The 15,755-nt window shown below is 65.9% G+C and carries 12 protein-coding genes and 2 pseudogenes; 8 read left to right on the top strand and 6 right to left on the bottom strand.

What is annotated here, in order from left to right; translation table 11 throughout:
• The first annotated feature begins 515 nt into the window (after positions 1–515).
• Positions 516–1,013, top strand: coding sequence for a DUF402 domain-containing protein (locus tag ABN273_RS17960; protein WP_349450030.1), 498 nt, complete (start codon positions 516–518; stop codon positions 1,011–1,013).
• Positions 1,014–1,337: 324 nt separating this feature from the next.
• On the opposite strand, the gene ABN273_RS17955 is transcribed toward ABN273_RS17960, so the two are convergent.
• Both ABN273_RS17955 and ABN273_RS17950 read right to left on the bottom strand, forming a co-directional pair.
• Positions 1,338–1,979 carry a response regulator gene (locus ABN273_RS17955; protein ID WP_349450029.1) on the bottom strand — a complete coding sequence of 214 codons (642 nt, stop codon included), beginning with the start codon at positions 1,977–1,979 and terminating at the stop codon, positions 1,338–1,340.
• A complete protein-coding gene (locus tag ABN273_RS17950) occupies positions 1,976–3,172 on the bottom strand; it encodes a sensor histidine kinase (RefSeq protein WP_349450028.1) in 1,197 nt (398 codons plus the stop codon). The genes ABN273_RS17955 and ABN273_RS17950 overlap by 4 nt, the downstream gene beginning before the upstream one ends.
• Positions 3,173–3,285: 113 nt before the next feature.
• Here ABN273_RS17950 and ABN273_RS17945 point away from each other — a divergent pair.
• The 3 genes and pseudogenes from ABN273_RS17945 to ABN273_RS17935 all read left to right on the top strand — a co-directional run.
• Positions 3,286–3,939: pseudogene (locus ABN273_RS17945) on the top strand (ABC transporter ATP-binding protein); the annotation flags it as partial.
• Positions 3,940–4,001: 62 nt separating this feature from the next.
• Positions 4,002–4,766 carry an ABC transporter permease subunit gene (locus tag ABN273_RS17940; protein WP_349450026.1) on the top strand — a complete coding sequence of 255 codons (765 nt, stop codon included), beginning with the start codon at positions 4,002–4,004 and terminating at the stop codon, positions 4,764–4,766.
• Positions 4,767–5,318: 552 nt separating this feature from the next.
• Positions 5,319–6,095: an ABC transporter permease subunit gene (locus tag ABN273_RS17935; RefSeq protein WP_349450025.1), complete on the top strand. Its 777-nt coding sequence runs from the start codon at positions 5,319–5,321 to the stop codon at positions 6,093–6,095.
• A 305-nt stretch (positions 6,096–6,400) separates the two neighbouring features.
• Here the strand turns inward: ABN273_RS17935 and ABN273_RS17930 are convergent, their stop codons facing one another.
• The 3 genes from ABN273_RS17930 to ABN273_RS17920 all read right to left on the bottom strand — a co-directional run bounded on the left by ABN273_RS17930 (position 6,401) and on the right by ABN273_RS17920 (position 10,053).
• On the bottom strand, positions 6,401–8,086 hold the full coding sequence (locus tag ABN273_RS17930; protein WP_349450024.1) for a ribonuclease J: 1,686 nt from the start codon (positions 8,084–8,086) through the stop codon (positions 6,401–6,403).
• Between the two features lie 54 nt (positions 8,087–8,140).
• Positions 8,141–9,016, bottom strand: a complete 876-nt coding sequence (gene dapA / locus ABN273_RS17925; RefSeq protein ID WP_502911052.1) for a 4-hydroxy-tetrahydrodipicolinate synthase — start codon at positions 9,014–9,016, stop codon at positions 8,141–8,143.
• Between the two features lie 590 nt (positions 9,017–9,606).
• Entirely contained in the window at positions 9,607–10,053 is a 447-nt protein-coding gene (locus ABN273_RS17920; RefSeq protein ID WP_349450022.1) for a GNAT family N-acetyltransferase, read from the bottom strand.
• Between the two features lie 729 nt (positions 10,054–10,782).
• Here ABN273_RS17920 and ABN273_RS17915 point away from each other — a divergent pair.
• Both ABN273_RS17915 and ABN273_RS17910 read left to right on the top strand, forming a co-directional pair.
• A complete protein-coding gene (locus ABN273_RS17915) occupies positions 10,783–11,499 on the top strand; it encodes a GntR family transcriptional regulator (RefSeq protein WP_349450021.1) in 717 nt (238 codons plus the stop codon).
• Between the two features lie 938 nt (positions 11,500–12,437).
• A complete protein-coding gene (locus ABN273_RS17910; protein ID WP_349450020.1) occupies positions 12,438–13,646 on the top strand; it encodes an MFS transporter in 1,209 nt (402 codons plus the stop codon).
• A gap of 176 nt (positions 13,647–13,822) precedes the next feature.
• On the opposite strand, the gene ABN273_RS17905 is transcribed toward ABN273_RS17910, so the two are convergent.
• The gene (locus ABN273_RS17905; protein ID WP_349450019.1) at positions 13,823–14,101 is read right to left on the bottom strand and encodes a hypothetical protein; all 279 of its coding nucleotides are present in this window, start codon (positions 14,099–14,101) and stop codon (positions 13,823–13,825) included.
• A 261-nt stretch (positions 14,102–14,362) separates the two neighbouring features.
• On the opposite strand from ABN273_RS17905, the gene radC reads away from it, so the two are divergent.
• Together radC and ABN273_RS17895 are read left to right on the top strand one after the other, a co-directional pair.
• On the top strand, positions 14,363–15,019 hold the full coding sequence (gene radC, locus ABN273_RS17900; RefSeq protein WP_349450018.1) for a RadC family protein: 657 nt from the start codon (positions 14,363–14,365) through the stop codon (positions 15,017–15,019).
• A gap of 552 nt (positions 15,020–15,571) precedes the next feature.
• Positions 15,572–15,721, top strand: a pseudogene (locus ABN273_RS17895) (IS256 family transposase); the annotation flags it as partial.
• Positions 15,722–15,755 lie beyond the last annotated feature (34 nt).

Genomic DNA, 15,755 nt, shown 5'->3' with positions numbered 1-15,755 from the left:
TCAGATCTCCTCGAGCGGTGACGCGGAGCCTGGGGAATGCGTGGTACAGATGCGATCCGACGGTCCAGGGCGACACGGCGATCTGGCGGTTGGACAGGCCTTCGCCGGCCAGACAGGCGATCTGGAGTTCATGCGGGGTCAGGCCTTCCGGGCCACTGCCGGGCCGACGGGCGTCGGTCCCGCCGGCTGCGCGAAGCTCCCGGCCCGCCCACTGGGCCAAGCTCCCGGCCCGCCTGCTGGGCGAAACCGAGCATGCCGAGACCGCTGAATGTCTCGCCTGCCCTTCTCAGTGCCGCACGGGCCTTCGCGATGCGCAGGTCCTCGACCGCGATCACGTCGGCGGCGCGGGTCATCGCTCCGCAGAAGCCGTCAACCGATGCGCTGTCTGCGAGAGGGGAGTTGTGCTTACGGAGGCGGTGCCTGCCGTCGGCCAAGTCGGCCAAGCTGCCGTCGGCCAAGCTGCCATCGTCCCCCGCTTCGCGTGCGGGCTCTCAAACACGGATAAGTTTCCACATGTGACCGATGTGCGAATCGTGTACCGAAAGTACGGCGGAGCATTGCACTGGAACCACCCCGGCCGGCTGCTAGGTGAGGACGAGCACGGCATTTGGGTGGACGTACCCGGCGGAACGGTCGCCCGCAAGGGCGAAGGCCCACCCATCACATGGGAGGCCACCGCGATCATGCTCTTCCCCCGAGACGCCTGGTGGACAGCTTCCTTCAACTCGCCACCGCACCGGAGCGAAATCTATGTCGACGTCACCACCGTCCCGGTGTGGAGGGATGGCGAGGTGACGATGCTGGATCTCGACCTCGACGTCATCAGAATGCGGGACGGACGCCTCATCCTCGACGACGAAGACGAGTTCGCCGAACATCAGGCTCTCCTTGGCTACCCACCCGAACTGATCACCAAAGCGGAAGCCACCGCCCACTGGCTGATGGACGCGGTAGGCCACAGGAAGGAACCCTTCGGCGGCGCACACCTCGAGTGGCTGGCAATGACAAGTTGAACAGCTCAGCTAATAGCAATTAAGCAATTCACGAACCACTACACCAGCCAAAATTACATCCACAACAGCCGCCACTCGCCAGCGTCCAGACAATCCGCCAGCCCAATCAAATAAAGCCGTACACCAAAACAGACGTCCAGCCCAAATCCCATTTCCCAATGCCAGGACTCAGACCACACCGACACCGACACCGACACCGACACCGACACCGACACCGACACCGACACCATTAAATCGCAGGCGGCGGCGCTGCTGCATCAGAAGAGCAATTCCCTGCCAACCAAGCCGCCGAATAACCATCAGTAGAGCCGTCTCGCACCAGACTCAGCCTGCAGCAGAAACCAATCCACTCTCATAAGCCGCGATAACAAGCTGCGCCCGATCCCGAGCCTCCAACTTGGCCAGCAACCGGGTGATATGAGTCTTCACCGTGGCCAAGCTCACCTGCAGATATTCTGCGATCTCTCCATTGGACAGCCCTCGCGCGATCAGCATCAGCACCTCTCGCTCCCGCTCCGTGACGCCCTCCAAACCCTTCACCCGAGGCAAGACAGGCGTGCGCGTAAACTCCTCAATCAACCTGCGCGTAACCGTAGGAGCCAGCAGAGCCTCCCCACCTGCCACCACCCGAATAGCGGCAAGCAAATCCGCCGGCGGCGTATCCTTCAGCAGAAATCCGCTAGCCCCAGCCCGAAGCGCATCATAAACATAAGCATCAAGATCAAACATCGTCACAACAAGAACCCGAGAAACATCCTTAATCCTCCGAGTAGCCTCAATCCCATCCATTTCCGGCATCCTTACGTCCATAAGCACCACATCCGCCCGCTCCTCCAAAGCCACCGAAACGGCCTCCACACCGGTGGCCGCCTCCCCCACCACAGTCAGATCAGGCTCCGAGTCGACCAGCACTCTGAAACTCCCCCTGAGCAGCGCCTGATCGTCGGCGATAACCACGCGGATCAAGAGACCTCCTCATAAGGCAGCCGGACGAACACCCGAAACCCTCGCCCAGGAAGCCTCCCGGCTTCGAACACCCCGCCGTACATCGCTGCCCGCTCGCGCATCCCGATCAGGCCGTTCCCGGTGCCCACGGACGGCAACGTACGCCTTCCAGGCCCGTCATCCACCACCTCGATCCGTACATTCTTGGCATCAACGACCACGGAAACCCGGCAACGGGCAGGCGCGGCATGTTTGGCAACGTTGGTGAGCGCTTCCTGCACGATGCGATAGACCGACAACTCCACACCTTCAGGCAGCCGCCCTCGCTCCCCAGCCTCCCTCCCTCGGCCGTCTCCGCCCGCTCCGATCCGCACGTCGAGCTCGACCTCGATGCCCGCCAGCCGAGCCTGCTCAACCAACCCGTCGATCCCCGCCAGACCGGGTGCGGGCACGAGATCAGGCTCGGACGTGGACCTCAGCACACCGAGCAGATGGCGCATTTCGACCAGCGCGCTCCTGCTCGCTGTCTCGATCACGCGCAGTGCGTCATGCGCCTCGTCTGGCTTGGTCGCCAGTACGTGATTGGCCACCCCGGCTTTGACCGCGATCAAACCGACGCTGTGCGTGACCACGTCGTGCAATTCGCGAGCGATCCGTAACCGCTCCTCCGCCACCGCCTGCGCCGCAAGCCGCTCGGCGTCACGGGCCGCGTAGAGCCTCCGCTCGTGCACCGCTCGGCCTACTGTCCATGCGCCGCCCAGCGCCGCGATGCCCAGGAGCGGCACGTCGAGATGCAACATCCATCCTGGCGCGCTGCCCCTCGGCACCCCTGCTACAGCGAGGGCGAAGACCGTGACCAGGCTCAACGCGCCGATGGCCGACGTCGGGACCGCGACGCCGCGCCTGTTCGAGAAGGTGACGACATAGAGCGCGTACGCGGGCGCGAGGTAGGCGAACGCCACGGCGTCGACCAGCGCCGCGAAGACGGCGAGCACCAGCGTGAAGCAGAAGACGGGCAGGGGCCACAGCCTTCGCAGGGCCAGTGGCAGCCCCAGCCCGAGAGGGATGGCGATCCTCATCCAGGGCGGCAGAGCGGTGGCGTTCACCGACGCCGTGAATGATGTGAACGCGAAGCACATCCCCGCCGCCAGATCGAGCATGACGAGCTGGCGACGGCTCAGCCGCCTGGCGAAGAAGGGATGGGTGTCGTCCACGCGTCGAACCGTAGCCGCTTCAGCGGCCTCCGCACGTCAACCCAGGGTCTGACCTTGAGATTCGAACCGTGGTCCGACGCGCCGGCGCCCCGCCGTCCAGCATCCTTTACGCCGTGATCGAACTCCAGCACCTCACGAAGCGCTACGGCGACACGCTCGCTGTGGACGACCTGTCGTTCAAGGTCGAGCCGGGCCATGTGACCGGCTTCCTCGGCCCCAACGGCGCCGGCAAATCCACCACCATGCGTCTGATCCTCGGCCTCGATGCCCCGACCTCTGGCCAAGCGCTGGTCAACGGCCGCCGCTACACCTCGCTCAGCAAGCCGATGCACGAGGTGGGCGCGCTCCTCGACGCGAGCGCCGTCCACGGCGGCCGCAGCGCCTACAACCACCTGCTCTCCCTGGCCCGCACCAACGACATCGGCCCGATGCGGGTGGCGGAGGTGCTCGAGCAAGTCGGGCTGGCAGGGGTGGCGCGCAAGCGGGTGGGCGGGTTCTCGCTCGGCATGAAACAGCGGCTGGGCATCGCATCGGCGCTGCTCGGCGATCCAGGCGTGTTGATGTTCGACGAGCCGGTGAACGGCCTGGACCCCGACGGCGTGCGCTGGATCCGCGACCTCATGCGTTCGCTGGCCGCAGAAGGCCGGACGGTCCTGCTCTCGAGCCACCTGATGAGCGAGATGGCCCTCACGGCCGAGCGCATCGTCATCGTTGGCCGCGGCAAGCTGATCGCCGAAGCCACCGTCAGAGAGCTGACCGCGCGCTACCCCTCACTGGAAGACGCCTACATGGCCATGACCGCTGACAGCGTGCAGTACGGAGCGATTCGATGAAGGCAGTCATCTCCTCCGAATGGCTGAAGCTACGGTCTGTAACCTCCACCTATCACACGCTGGGAACGGCGACCCTGACGGTGCTTCTCGGTGTGGCGTGGACCCTCTATGTGAGCGGCCTGGCCGACGAGCGGGGGTCACTACGTGCTGCGGCCCCTGAGCAGGGCTTCCTCCCGCTCATTCAGATCAGCCTGGCGGTGCTCGGAGTGCTCGCGATCACTTCGGAGTACGCCACAGGGTCGATCCGCACCAGCCTGACCGCCATCCCGAAACGGAGCACATTACTCTTGGCGAAGGCCGGGATCGTCGGCCTGACCACGTTCATAGCCGCAAACACGATCCTTCTGGTCACCTATTCGACGAGCCGCCTGATAGCAAACGGTCACGAGCTGGGCTTCAACGACACTTCGTTCGCCGACGATCTAGTGACGCTGCTCGCCTCCGGCCTTTCGGTGACCGCACTGGCACTGGTGGGTCTCGGCCTCGGCACCGCCCTCCGCTCAACGGCAGGAGCGATCGTCTCGGTCGTGGCGCTGCTGTTCATACTCCCGGGCGTGGTCAATTACCTGCCTCCGCCCTGGAACACCCGCGTGGCCACGCTACTTCTGCCGAACCTCGTCCCCCAAATAGCGGGCCAGCGCCTCTCCTCGCACCTGGGTGACGGCTTCCTGCCTCCCTGGGCCGCAGTCGCCATACTCAGCGCTTACCCGCTCGTCGCCCTAGCCATCGGCCACTACCGGCTCAGCCGAAGAGACGCATGAGCGCTCACTCCCAGAACGCCCACCTATACGAGCGCTACAACGTCAACCCTGCCCAGCCTCCCACCTGCAGGAAAAGCCCGCACGAGCACGCCAGCTCCCGATAGCGAACGGCCTCAGGGGCCTTGAGGAAATGAACAGGCAAGCCCAGATCGAAGACCCTCGTCACCCGAACATACGCCCGCACAAGCCTCGCCACCTGCCACTGATGGCCAGAATTCGACGGCACCACGGACCCTAACGCCACTGGCCCCAGCACCAGTGGCCCCGGCACCACCAACCCTGACGTCACCGACCCTGACGTCACCAACCCTGACGTCACCAACCCTGACGTCACCAACCCTGACGTCACTGGAACGGACATCCACGCGAGAGTCCCATCCCTCATCGAAGGAACGAATGCGCGCCCCGGCGGCGTACCAACGCCAGCCCAGCCCATGGGAACGGGCGGAACCTCGAGCATCGTTCCGCTACACGAACGGACACCCGTATGAACGCCCTCATCCCAGCAGCGAATACCCATATTCGCGATCTCTGCTCCGAACGGACGCGACCATGAGCGTTCTCTCCTCGGAATGGCTTAAGGTCCGCTCTGTCCGCTCGACGTATCTGATCGTCGGCCTCAGCCTCGGCGCGGTCCTCCTGGGGCTCGCACTCGCCGTAATGGCCGCTCACATGTACGACAGCGCTCCAGCTGCCAAACGGCCAAGCGCCCGGATCGCGGACCTGGAGGAAGTGGTCGTGATCGTGCCTCAGCTGTGCATGGGCATTCTGGGCACGCTCGCCATCACCTCCGAATACGTGACCGGCTTGATCAGGACGAGCTTGGCCATCGTCCCCCGCCGGTGGCCCATACTGGTCGCCAAATCCACGGTCGTGGGCACATTGGGCCTGTTCGTCGGCTCAGTGACGGTTTTCGGCACCTACTTCGTCACCCGATGGATTCTCGGCGATCGCTTCTCCGGCGCCTACTCCAGTGCCTTCCTGGACAGGCTGCCGCTCCTGACCACCCTCAGCCTCACCGTGCCCACGTTCGCACTACTCGGCCTGGGCCTGGGGGCGCTCTTGCGCTCCACCGCCGCAGCCACCGCCATCATGGTCGGTCTCGTGTACGTGATCCCCATGATCATCGGCAACATCCCGGAGCCATGGAGTGATCGTCTCGGCTCGCTGATGATTGGCGCACTTCCCCGCGAAATCACCGGCGACATCATCACTACGTCGGTATATGGCTACCTCTTGCCGCCCGCAGTGGCCATCGCGGTCCTCGTCGCCTACGCGGCACTTCCCCTGGCGGCCGCAGGCTGTCTGGTACGCCGAAGGGACGCCTGAGACGTCCATGTCACCCCGACCCATTGACGCCCGCCCAACGGGCCGACGACACCAACTGCCCCCGCGCCAGCCCCCACTCACAGGGCCGAGGACAACAAGTGAGCCACTGGTCAACACCCGCTCACAGGTCGAGGGCACCAAGTCACTCGCCCTGCCAGCACCCGCTCACAGGCGAGGACATCAAATCGCTCACCCTGCCAGCACCTGCCCGGAGAAACAGCTGCCGCGGTCGGGTGGGCGGCGCACGGCTGCGCCTCCCAGAGGTACGGCAGGCGAGACGTCGTCCTGCCGTACCATCCGGAGACTCAGACCTCGAGCACCACGGGGATGATCATAGGTCGGCGACGGTAGGTGTCGCTGACCCAGCGCCCCACCGTGCGGCGGACCACCCGGCGGATCTCCTGCATGTCGACCACCCCGTCCGCGGCCTTCTCCTCGAGGGCACGCTCGATCTGCGGGATGAACTCCTCGAACTGGAGGGGATCAATGCCGGAACCACGCGCATGGATCTCGGGGCCCGCGGTCAGCTTGCCCGTGTTGGAGTCAACCACGACGACCACGGAGATGAACCCCTCGTCGCCGAGGATCCTGCGGTCCTTCAACGAGGTGTCGGTGATCTCGCCGACGGACGAGCCGTCGACGTAGACGTACCCGGCGTGAACCGCACCGACGATCTTCGCCCGGCCGTCGACCAGGTCCACCACGACCCCGTCCTCGGCGATCACGATGTGGTCCCCGGGCACGCCGGTGAGCGCGGCCAGCTTGGCGTGTGCGCGCAGGTGGCGCCATTCGCCGTGTACGGGCATGAAGTTCGACGGGCGTGTCAGGTTCAGCACGTACAGGAGCTCGCCGGCGGCCGCGTGGCCGGAGACGTGCACCTTGGCGTTGCCCTTGTGTACGACGCGGGCGCCCCACCTGGTCAGCCCGTTGATCACCTTGTTGACCGCGGTCTCGTTCCCTGGCACCAGCGACGAGGCCAGGAGCACGGTGTCGCCTTCGGCGATGCGGATCGGATGATCGCGGTTGGCCATCCTGGACAGCGCCGCCATGGGCTCGCCCTGGGAGCCGGTGCAGATCAGCACCACGTCCTCCGGTGGCCACGCCTCGATGTCGCGCGAGTCGACGATCAGCTCTGGCGGCACCTTGAGATACCCCAGGTCGCGGGCCACGCCCATGTTGCGCACCATCGAACGGCCGACCAGCGCGACCTTGCGACCGTGCTTGGCGGCGGCGTCCATCACCTGCTGGATGCGGTGCACGTGCGAGGCGAAGCTCGCGACGATGACCCGCTGCTCGGAGGTGCGGATCACTTCATCGATGACCGGCCCGATCTCGCGCTCGCTGGTGACGAATCCTGGCACCTCGGCGTTGGTCGAGTCGGACATGAGCAAGTCGACGCCCTCGGTGCCGAGCCTGGCGAAGCCGCCCAGGTCGGTGAGACGGCCGTCGCTCGGCAGCTGGTCCATGCGGAAGTCGCCAGTGTGCAGGACTATGCCCGCAGGCGTCCTGATGGCGACGGCCAGCGCGTCGGGGATCGAGTGGTTGACCGCGAGGAACTCGCAGTCAAACGGCCCGAAGATGTGCCGTTCGCCCTCGACGACCTCGAGTTTGGTGGGCTGGATCCTGTGCTCGGTGAGCTTGGCCTCAATCAGCGCAAGCGTGAGCTTGGACCCGATGAGCGGGATATCGCGCCGCTCGCGCAGCAGGTACGGCACCGCCCCGATGTGGTCTTCGTGCGCGTGCGTCAACACCACGGCTTCGACGTCGTCGAGCCGGTCCCTGATGTATTCGAAGTCGGGCAGGATGAGGTCGACGCCTGGCTGATCGGGCTCGGGGAACAGCACCCCGCAGTCGACCACCAGCAGGCGACCGTCGTATTCGAAGACGGCCATGTTCCTGCCGATCTCCCCCAACCCGCCGAGCGCGACGATGCGCAAGCCGCCCTCGGGCAGCGCCGGCGGGGGGCCAAGCTCAGGATGCGGATGGCTCATGCCTGGCCCCCATGGTCAGATCGTGTTCTCAAAACTCCCGGTTCCTCCCCGTTCCTATGCGTCTGTCAACTTCACCCCGCCGGCTACCAGGCAAGCACGCAGCTCGGCGATTTGCTTCTCTGTCGCGTCCACGAGCGGCAGCCGTACCGGCCCCGCCGGGACGCCCACCATGCTCAGCGCCGCCTTCGCCATGATCGCGCCACCCGCGCGCAGCATGATCCCGTCTATCACGGGGGCCACCTGGCTGTGAATGGCCAGGGCCTGGGCGACGTCGCCGTCCTTGTGCAGATGGATCATGCGCGCCAGCTCGGCGCCTACCACGTGTCCGACGACGCTGACGAACCCGGCCGCACCAAGGGAGAGCCAGGCGAGATTGAGCAGGTCGTCGCCGGAGTAGAAGGCGAGATCGGTCGCGCCCATCACCTGGCTGGCGGCGAACAGATCGCCCTTCGCGTCCTTTACGGCCACGATGCGTTCGTGCTGCGCCAGCCGGATCAGAGTCTCAGTCTTGATCGGCACGCCACTGCGCCCCGGAATGTCGTACAGCATCACCGGAAGGCCGGTCGCATCGGCAACGGCGGTGAAGTGCTGGTACAGCCCCTCTTGCGGAGGCTTGTTGTAATAAGGCGTCACCACCAGCAGGCCGTGCGCGCCGGCACGTGCCGCCTGCTTGGCGAGCTCGACACTGTGGCGGGTGTCGTTGGTGCCCGCCCCTGCCACCACGGTCGCCCGATCGCCGACCGCATCAAGGACGGCGCTGACGATACGCTGCTTTTCCTCATCCGTGGTGGTAGGCGACTCACCAGTCGTCCCATTGACGATCAAGCCGTCGTTGTGCTGTTCGTCCACCAGATAGGTGGCAAGACGTCGCACAGCCACATAATCGACCTCGCCGTCGGGGGTGAACGGCGTGACCATCGCGGTCAGCATGCGGCCGAAGGGTGCGTCTGTGGTTCCAGTTGGCGATGCCATAGTGCGAACGCTACCTGGATTCAGAAATTCCTTGGACGCCGCCACCCCGCTTTGCCTGCCTGAAGGCGCCTTTCGCCCCATTTCACGGGCATCCCGGAGGCTTCCCTCCAGACGACATCCCTCTCACTCACAAGCCTACCGACGCCACAGAGGGTTTCGTACATCTCAAGCCCATGCCCAGGACTCCCGTCCAAAAGAGCCGCTCCTCACGCAGCGCCCGGCCAGCCACAGCGGACGCCAACGTCCGGCCTCCACCGCCAGGCATCAGAAGCAGCCCTCCGCTGTCGCTGCAGCTGTCAGGCCGACGTGGGCGTTTTGTCTGGTCGCCCCCTCCCCCTGCCGTCGCGGACGCTGGGCAAAGCATCACAACCGACGCATCCCATCTGCCCGCCGTGGGGCCGAATGCGGCATCACAAGCGCTGCGGCTGCCAGCCACACCTGGCTCCAGGTGTGGGCGCCGCAGCCACTGCGCTCGGCGGGACTACGAAGGGCGGACTTGCCACGCACACGAGATCCCGCCATATCCCGAGGACATTGGCAAGAAGTCCCTACTGCCGTAGCTCGATCTGGTATCGGATGAAGCCTCGATTCTCGGCCACTTTGTCGTACAAGCTGCGTGCCGTGGTGTTGGACTCGTGTGTGTTCCAGTACACGCGGGAGCAGCCGCGTTCACGGGCCCAGTCGGTCACGGCCTCGATCAATGCGCGGGCCACGCCTCTGCCTCGGGCCTCGGGAGCGGTGAACAGGTCCTGGAGGTAGCACACGTCGGTGTCGGGAGCGGAGGTGTTCGCGTGGGTGAAGAAGTGGGTGATGCCAACGAGCTTGCCGTCCAGCTTCGCGCCGAAGGCGTGGACGCGGGTGCCCGCTTGGAACTCGTGCCATGCGCGGTCGTACATCTCGTCCGGCTCGACTCGCTGATAGAAGTCGATGTACGCGCGGAACAAGCCCTCCCAAACGTCTCGGTCGGAGGGAAGGAGCTTGCCGATGTCGATCAATGAAGTTTCCTCTTGCTTGTGCACCTGAATGAGCACCGGTGGGGGGTGGTGCGGCTCGACGGCTCAAGGAGCTGTCCTGATGTGTGGTCGATGCCACAACTTAGGAGAAAGTGGCTCTCCGGAGTACGGCCACTCTGCGGCTGTATTGGGGGACCACTGGCGTACGGCCACTCTGCGGCCGTATTGGGGGACCACTGGCGTGCGGCCCTCTGTCGACCAGACTCGGGTCGGGAGCCGGGTAGTCAGGCGTCGGGTAGTCGGGTAAAGGCAGCCCGACCCAACAGCGAACCCAAGCGGACGACGCGCCCGAGCGGACACCGCGCCAGGTGGATAGCGGACCAGAACGGACACCGGGCCAGAGCGGATAGCGGGCCCGACCGACAAGCGGCAGTTCAGTGGGCCAGCGGCCTCAAGGTCGGGTGGTTGCTTCGCAGGACTCGCCGTTCCCGATCAGGAACCACCGCCCGACCAGGCCATACAGGCAGCTCGCGGACCACCGCAGCCCCAAACCGCCCACATTGGAAGAGGTCGCCGATATGTGCTCGGGGGTACACACATCGACGACCTCTATCGGAGAATCGGCACCTCTTACACCGGCGTTACAGGGTTTCTCCGATAATTTTCCACCATCGCAAAGTTGGGGCTCCAACGCCCATCGATGACGGTCGGTTACCTGCCGAATACGGCAACATGGGGCAACGCCTCACACGAACCCCCAGGGATGGACTAGTGGCCACCTCAGATCCGGTCTACCTGCGTGTCGTCGAAGACATTCGGCGGCAGATCACCGACGGCGCCCTTCCCCCCGGCGCGCCGATCCCATCGCGGGCGCAGCTGACTCGTAAGTACCAGGTCGGCGAGACCGCAGCCCGGCACGCGCTACGCGTGCTCGCGGGCGAAGGCCTCATCATCGGCCGCGTGGGCTCGGGTCATTACGTCAGAGAGCGCCCCGACCTGACATCGCTCTACCGATGGCGCTTTCTCGATCATCCTGCCCCGTTCGCGGCCGATCTGCAGTCTCAGGGCAGACGCGTGACGTGGGACTGGCATAGCGAGCCGACGGAAGCAGGACCCGACATCGCCAGGCGCCTGCGCCTCAGCGAGTCGACCACGCTGACCAAGACGCACTTCATCTTTCGTGGCGAGGGCAGACCGCTGCAGCTCGCCACCTCGTACGAGCCACTGGAGTTCGCCCCCCATTCGGAGGAGGAGCGGCGGAGCCTGGTGGCGAGGATGTACGCACACGGCGTAAAGGTCACCGAGGTCGTCGAGAGCGTGCACACCCGCGTTCCCCGCCCGGCGGAGAGTGATGCCCTTGATCTGGCGGCCGGCGTCCACGTGCTGCACATCGAACGCACCCACTGGGCCGGCGACCGCCCCGTCGAAACGAGCGACATCGTCATCCCGGGTGACCGTTTCAGAGTCACGTACAGCATGCCCGTCTAGCTATAACCTCGATGATCTTGTGAAGGGGTGAGGGTCTTCGGTTTGGTGTGGATTGCGACATCTACCCGCCAACCAGAAAGGCCCTCAGTCCGCCGTAACGCGCCGCTGACCGAACTCGGGCGTCTGCGCCTGCCCCACCGTGTCGCGGGTGGATAGGGCGGGCCATGGCGGCGTGCTGCCGAACGCTTCCAAGTTGCCGTGACCACCGCCCGGCCCCGCGGCGAGCCGTGTAGGCGATCAGGCGGGTGGCGCCGAGTTCGCGATGGAACGCGAAGTTCGCGGCGCCTGGCGACGGCAGTGACCTTGGTGCCCGTGGCCTGGCCCAACTGGTTCGCTATGCTCCCGCGCCGCCGCCGCCGACCCCGACGACGATCAGATCTTCGCCCGGCTGCAGACGTACGACATGCTGGAGCGCCCGCAGGGCGATGACACCGACCCTCGGCCGGGCGCCGGTCGTGACGAGATCAAGGGGCGGTGGAGGCTTCGCTCAGAGCGGCAGTATGGCAGTGATGTAGTCGGCCGCGGCACCCGTACGGCGGGCGACATCGCCCAGGAAGCCCCAGACCCACTGTCCAGCGGCGCAGCGGTAGACAGCTCTCAACAACATTCGAGGGCACACCCGGACACGGTTTCTGCCAGAAGCCCTCTACCTGGCGTGCGGGCCTGGGGCCGGGGCTCCCGCTACTGAACTCGACTGGGTGATGTCGGGGCCGTTCGTCTTGCAGGCTTTCGGCTGGGGCCGCACGGGAGACATGGGAGCGCGCGGGCAGCACAAGGCGACGGACAGCCGTACGAAGTCTTCCCACCCGTGGTGGCATAGTGGGGCCTCAGTGCCGCGCGGTCCGGCATCGGGCCACACCGCGTGCGGTTCGGTATCCGGGCAACCACACGCCGTGGCAGAAAGTGCCGTACCCCGTGACTCGATTGGAGAGCGACGGATGCCGGGTGGACTTATCGCGCTGGCACTCGGCGGTTTCGGCATCGGTCTGACCGAGTTTTTGATCGCCGGGCTGCTGCCGCAGGTGGCGTCGAGTTTAGCGGTGTCCGAGGCGGCAGCGGGGTGGCTGATCTCCGGGTACGCGTTGAGTGTCGCGATCGGCGCGATCGCGCTGACCGCGGCGACGGCGCGGCTGCCCCGCAAGGGGATCCTGGTCGGCCTGGTGGCGTTGTTCGTCATCGGCAACCTGTTGTCCGCTATCGCGCCGAACTATCCGGTGATGCTGCTCGGGCGGATCGTCGCGGCGTTGTGCCACGGTTCGTTCTTCGGCATCGGCTCGCTGGTCGCTCGCAGTCTCGTCGCGCCGGAGAAGAAGTCCCGCGCGGTGGCGATCATGTTCGCCGGACTGACGGTTGCCAATGTGCTGGGCGTGCCGTTCGGCGCGCTGGTCGGTGAACACTGGGGCTGGAGAGCGGCCTTCTGGGCAGTCACCGGAATCGGCGTGCTCGCGCTGGTGGGAATCGTCGCTCTCGTCCCCGGCTGGGCGGGAGAGACGCCACCGCCGACAGTGACGGGCCGCTCCGATCCGGTACCGCCCAGCGGCTTGCGGGAGCAGTTCCGTGCGTTCCGGTCTTGGCAGGTCTGGCTGACTCTGACGGCCACCGCGCTCAGCTATGGCGGGATGTTCGGTGCGTTCAGCTACATCGCCTACACCTTCACCGAGGTCAGCGGCTTCTCCTCAGCGGATGTCGCCTGGTTGCTGATGGTCTACGGCGTCGGTCTGGTCGTCGGGAACCTGATCGGCGGGCGAGCGGCCGACCGTGACCGTGACCGCGCCCTGGTCCTCGCCCTGCTCGGACTCACCATCACCCTGGCCGTGTTCGGCCTGCTGGCCGGCAGCGCCACCGCGTCCGTGATACTGGTGTTTCTGATGGGGCTGTTCGGGTTTGCCAGCGTGCCGGGCATGATCACTCGCGTCACCGACTTCGCGCAAGGGGCAGCGCTGGCCGCCAGCGCCAACGTGTCCGCGTCCAACATCGGCAACGCGCTTGGCGCCTGGCTCGGGGGCCTGGCCATCACCGCGGGCCTCGGCTATGCCGCGCCGCTCTACGTCGGCGCCGCCATCGCCCTCACCTCCGTCATCGTCATGGTCGTTGCCGCACACCCGGCCAGGTCACTCGCGCAGCAAGCGACCACTCCATGTGAATGAACGCCGGTCAGCCGTCGAGAACCAGCAGGCGTCGTTGAGGCAGCCATCGATCAACTGCGGCCGATATTGCAGCATCTTGAGCTTGCGCTTCACGGCTCGCGTGACCTGACACAGGTCTGCGGCGGCGAGGTTACCCCGGTCCCGCTTGGCCAGGGATCCCGCGCCTTCCTACGGGTTCAGATCCGGGTGGGCAGCTGGAACACCGTGAAGCAGCCGGCGCTCGCGGCGCAGAACTCGCGCAGGGTGCGGTGATGTGGATACGGACGTTGTCCCAGACCAGCACGATCGGTCCACCAAGCACGCCATCGAGACGGCGAAATTTCCCGCAATGCCGCATACCCACGAACCTGAAAAGCCCGGACAGCGTCATCGAAGCCGTACCGGCGGCTGATCGGATCGGGCAACGTGCCGTCGAGCAGGCGGGCGCCGATCGTCGCGAAGGTGGCGCTCTCCACGTGGGGCGGCCTGGTGTGGACGCGGCTGGGCGGGATGCCCGTGCAGGCGATCAGGTGGTGGCTGGAGAATGGGCGGACGCTGTCACGTACGAGATCGCCACGGAGACGGCACGGCCGACCTCCGCTGTGATCGCCGAGGCCAACCGCCCGCCAAGCTGACCTTCCACGACATTCCGCACGCACGACAACGAAAGGATGATCGCAAACGCCCAGGTCAGAGATTGTCAGTGCGCGTTGATACAACGGGTGCGGAGGTTGCCGATGCGAGTCAAAGACCTGTCCAAGAGCGACCGGCCGCGCGAACGGCTCATGGCCAGCGGCGCCGCCGCGCTGGCAGACCGTGAGCTGCTGGCCGTGCTGCTCGGCTCGGGGTTTCGCGGGTCGAGCGCGCTGGACCTGGCCAGCCAGGTGATCAAGCATTGCGGGGATCTCGACGGCCTCCGCCGTTCGGACCCGCATCGGTTACTCGCCGTGCCCGGGGTGGGTCCCGCCAAGGCCGCCAGAGTGGCCGCGGCCTTTCATCTCGTACGTCGCGCGGACGCATGGCCGGAGCGCGAGCGGATCACCAGCACGTCCGACCTCGCCAACCACTGCGCGCCGCTGCTGCGCGGCCGCAGGCAGGAGCGGCTCGTCATGGTGGTGTGCGACACCCGCGGCAGAGTGCTGAAGCACTCGATCCTCACCGAAGGCGCGTCCGACCACACGCCAGTGCCGATCCGGGAGGTGATCACGGAAGTGCTCACCTCGGGCGGCGCGATGTTCGGCCTTGCCCACAACCATCCGGGCGGCTCCCTCGACCCCAGCCCGGCCGACCTGGAGGCCACGGCCCATCTCGTCCAGGCCGCCGAGACAGTCGGCCTGCGCCTGCTCGATCACCTGATCATCACGGATGCTGCTTGGCGGCGAATCCCTACATAAATCGATTCCACTTGGGAGCATGGACCCACCGGATACCAAAGGGAATCATCCTGTGTATAGCGCCGAACAGCGGTTTTCCAAGTGACGGCCATGAGAATCTAATAACCGCGGGTAGGCCGTTACGGACGTCAGCCGGCCATTGCTCGCCGTGGCATGGCCCCGCGCCTCCGGAGGGCGCGAGATCATGCCCGTCGTACGCACCGATCCCGGGCGAAGCCCATCGCCCCTCACCGGGCTATGGGCAGGCGCGTCGCCCGGGGTCACGCAGGTGCGCCCCCGATGGCACGCTCGCGTGCCATCACCTGGGGTGTCCGGTTCGCGCGCTCGGCGGCCAAGCGCGGACCGGACACCCGTCTACTCTCACCCTCCACAGGTCCGCGGTGATGCAAGAGCGAAGCGGCGCGTGCCCTCGCTCCCACCCTTAACAGGGGGTTAGGTCCCGTCGAGTGGTGTAGATCCGACCTTGAACGGCGGGTCGCCTTCAACGACCGGGAGCCATCGTCTGAGTCTCTGTGTGAAACCGCCAAGTGACACGCAGAGGAGAAGCACACGATGGCCCTGGACCAGTCTGCCCTGTTAGAGATCCTGACGGTACTGAAGAACTCCGAGCGAACGGATCCAGCAAGCAGCCGAGACCATCTACCAAGCCTCATCGAGGCGGAGCTGACCGCAGTGATCGGCGCTGCCCCCAACGAGCGCACCCCCGGCTTGTACGTGTCCCCGCGCGGAAGGCCAC

The sequence above is a fragment of the Nonomuraea sp. B19D2 genome (assembly GCF_040137845.1).
Classification (GTDB): Bacteria; Actinomycetota; Actinomycetes; order Streptosporangiales; family Streptosporangiaceae; genus Nonomuraea.
The sequence above is the reverse complement of the archived record's forward strand: the minus strand, read 5'-3'. Positions and strand labels throughout refer to the sequence as shown.

Coding starts and splice junctions, on each gene's coding strand:
- ABN273_RS17940 (WP_349450026.1), top strand. CDS start 4,002: ATGAAGGCAGTCATCTCCTCCGAATGGCTGAAGCTACGGTCTGTAACC.
- ABN273_RS17935 (WP_349450025.1), top strand. CDS start 5,319: ATGAGCGTTCTCTCCTCGGAATGGCTTAAGGTCCGCTCTGTCCGCTCG.
- ABN273_RS17930 (WP_349450024.1), bottom strand. CDS start 8,086: ATGAGCCATCCGCATCCTGAGCTTGGCCCCCCGCCGGCGCTGCCCGAG.
- dapA (WP_502911052.1), bottom strand. CDS start 9,016: ATGCTGACCGCGATGGTCACGCCGTTCACCCCCGACGGCGAGGTCGAT.
- ABN273_RS17910 (WP_349450020.1), top strand. CDS start 12,438: ATGCCGGGTGGACTTATCGCGCTGGCACTCGGCGGTTTCGGCATCGGT.
- radC (WP_349450018.1), top strand. CDS start 14,363: ATGCGAGTCAAAGACCTGTCCAAGAGCGACCGGCCGCGCGAACGGCTC.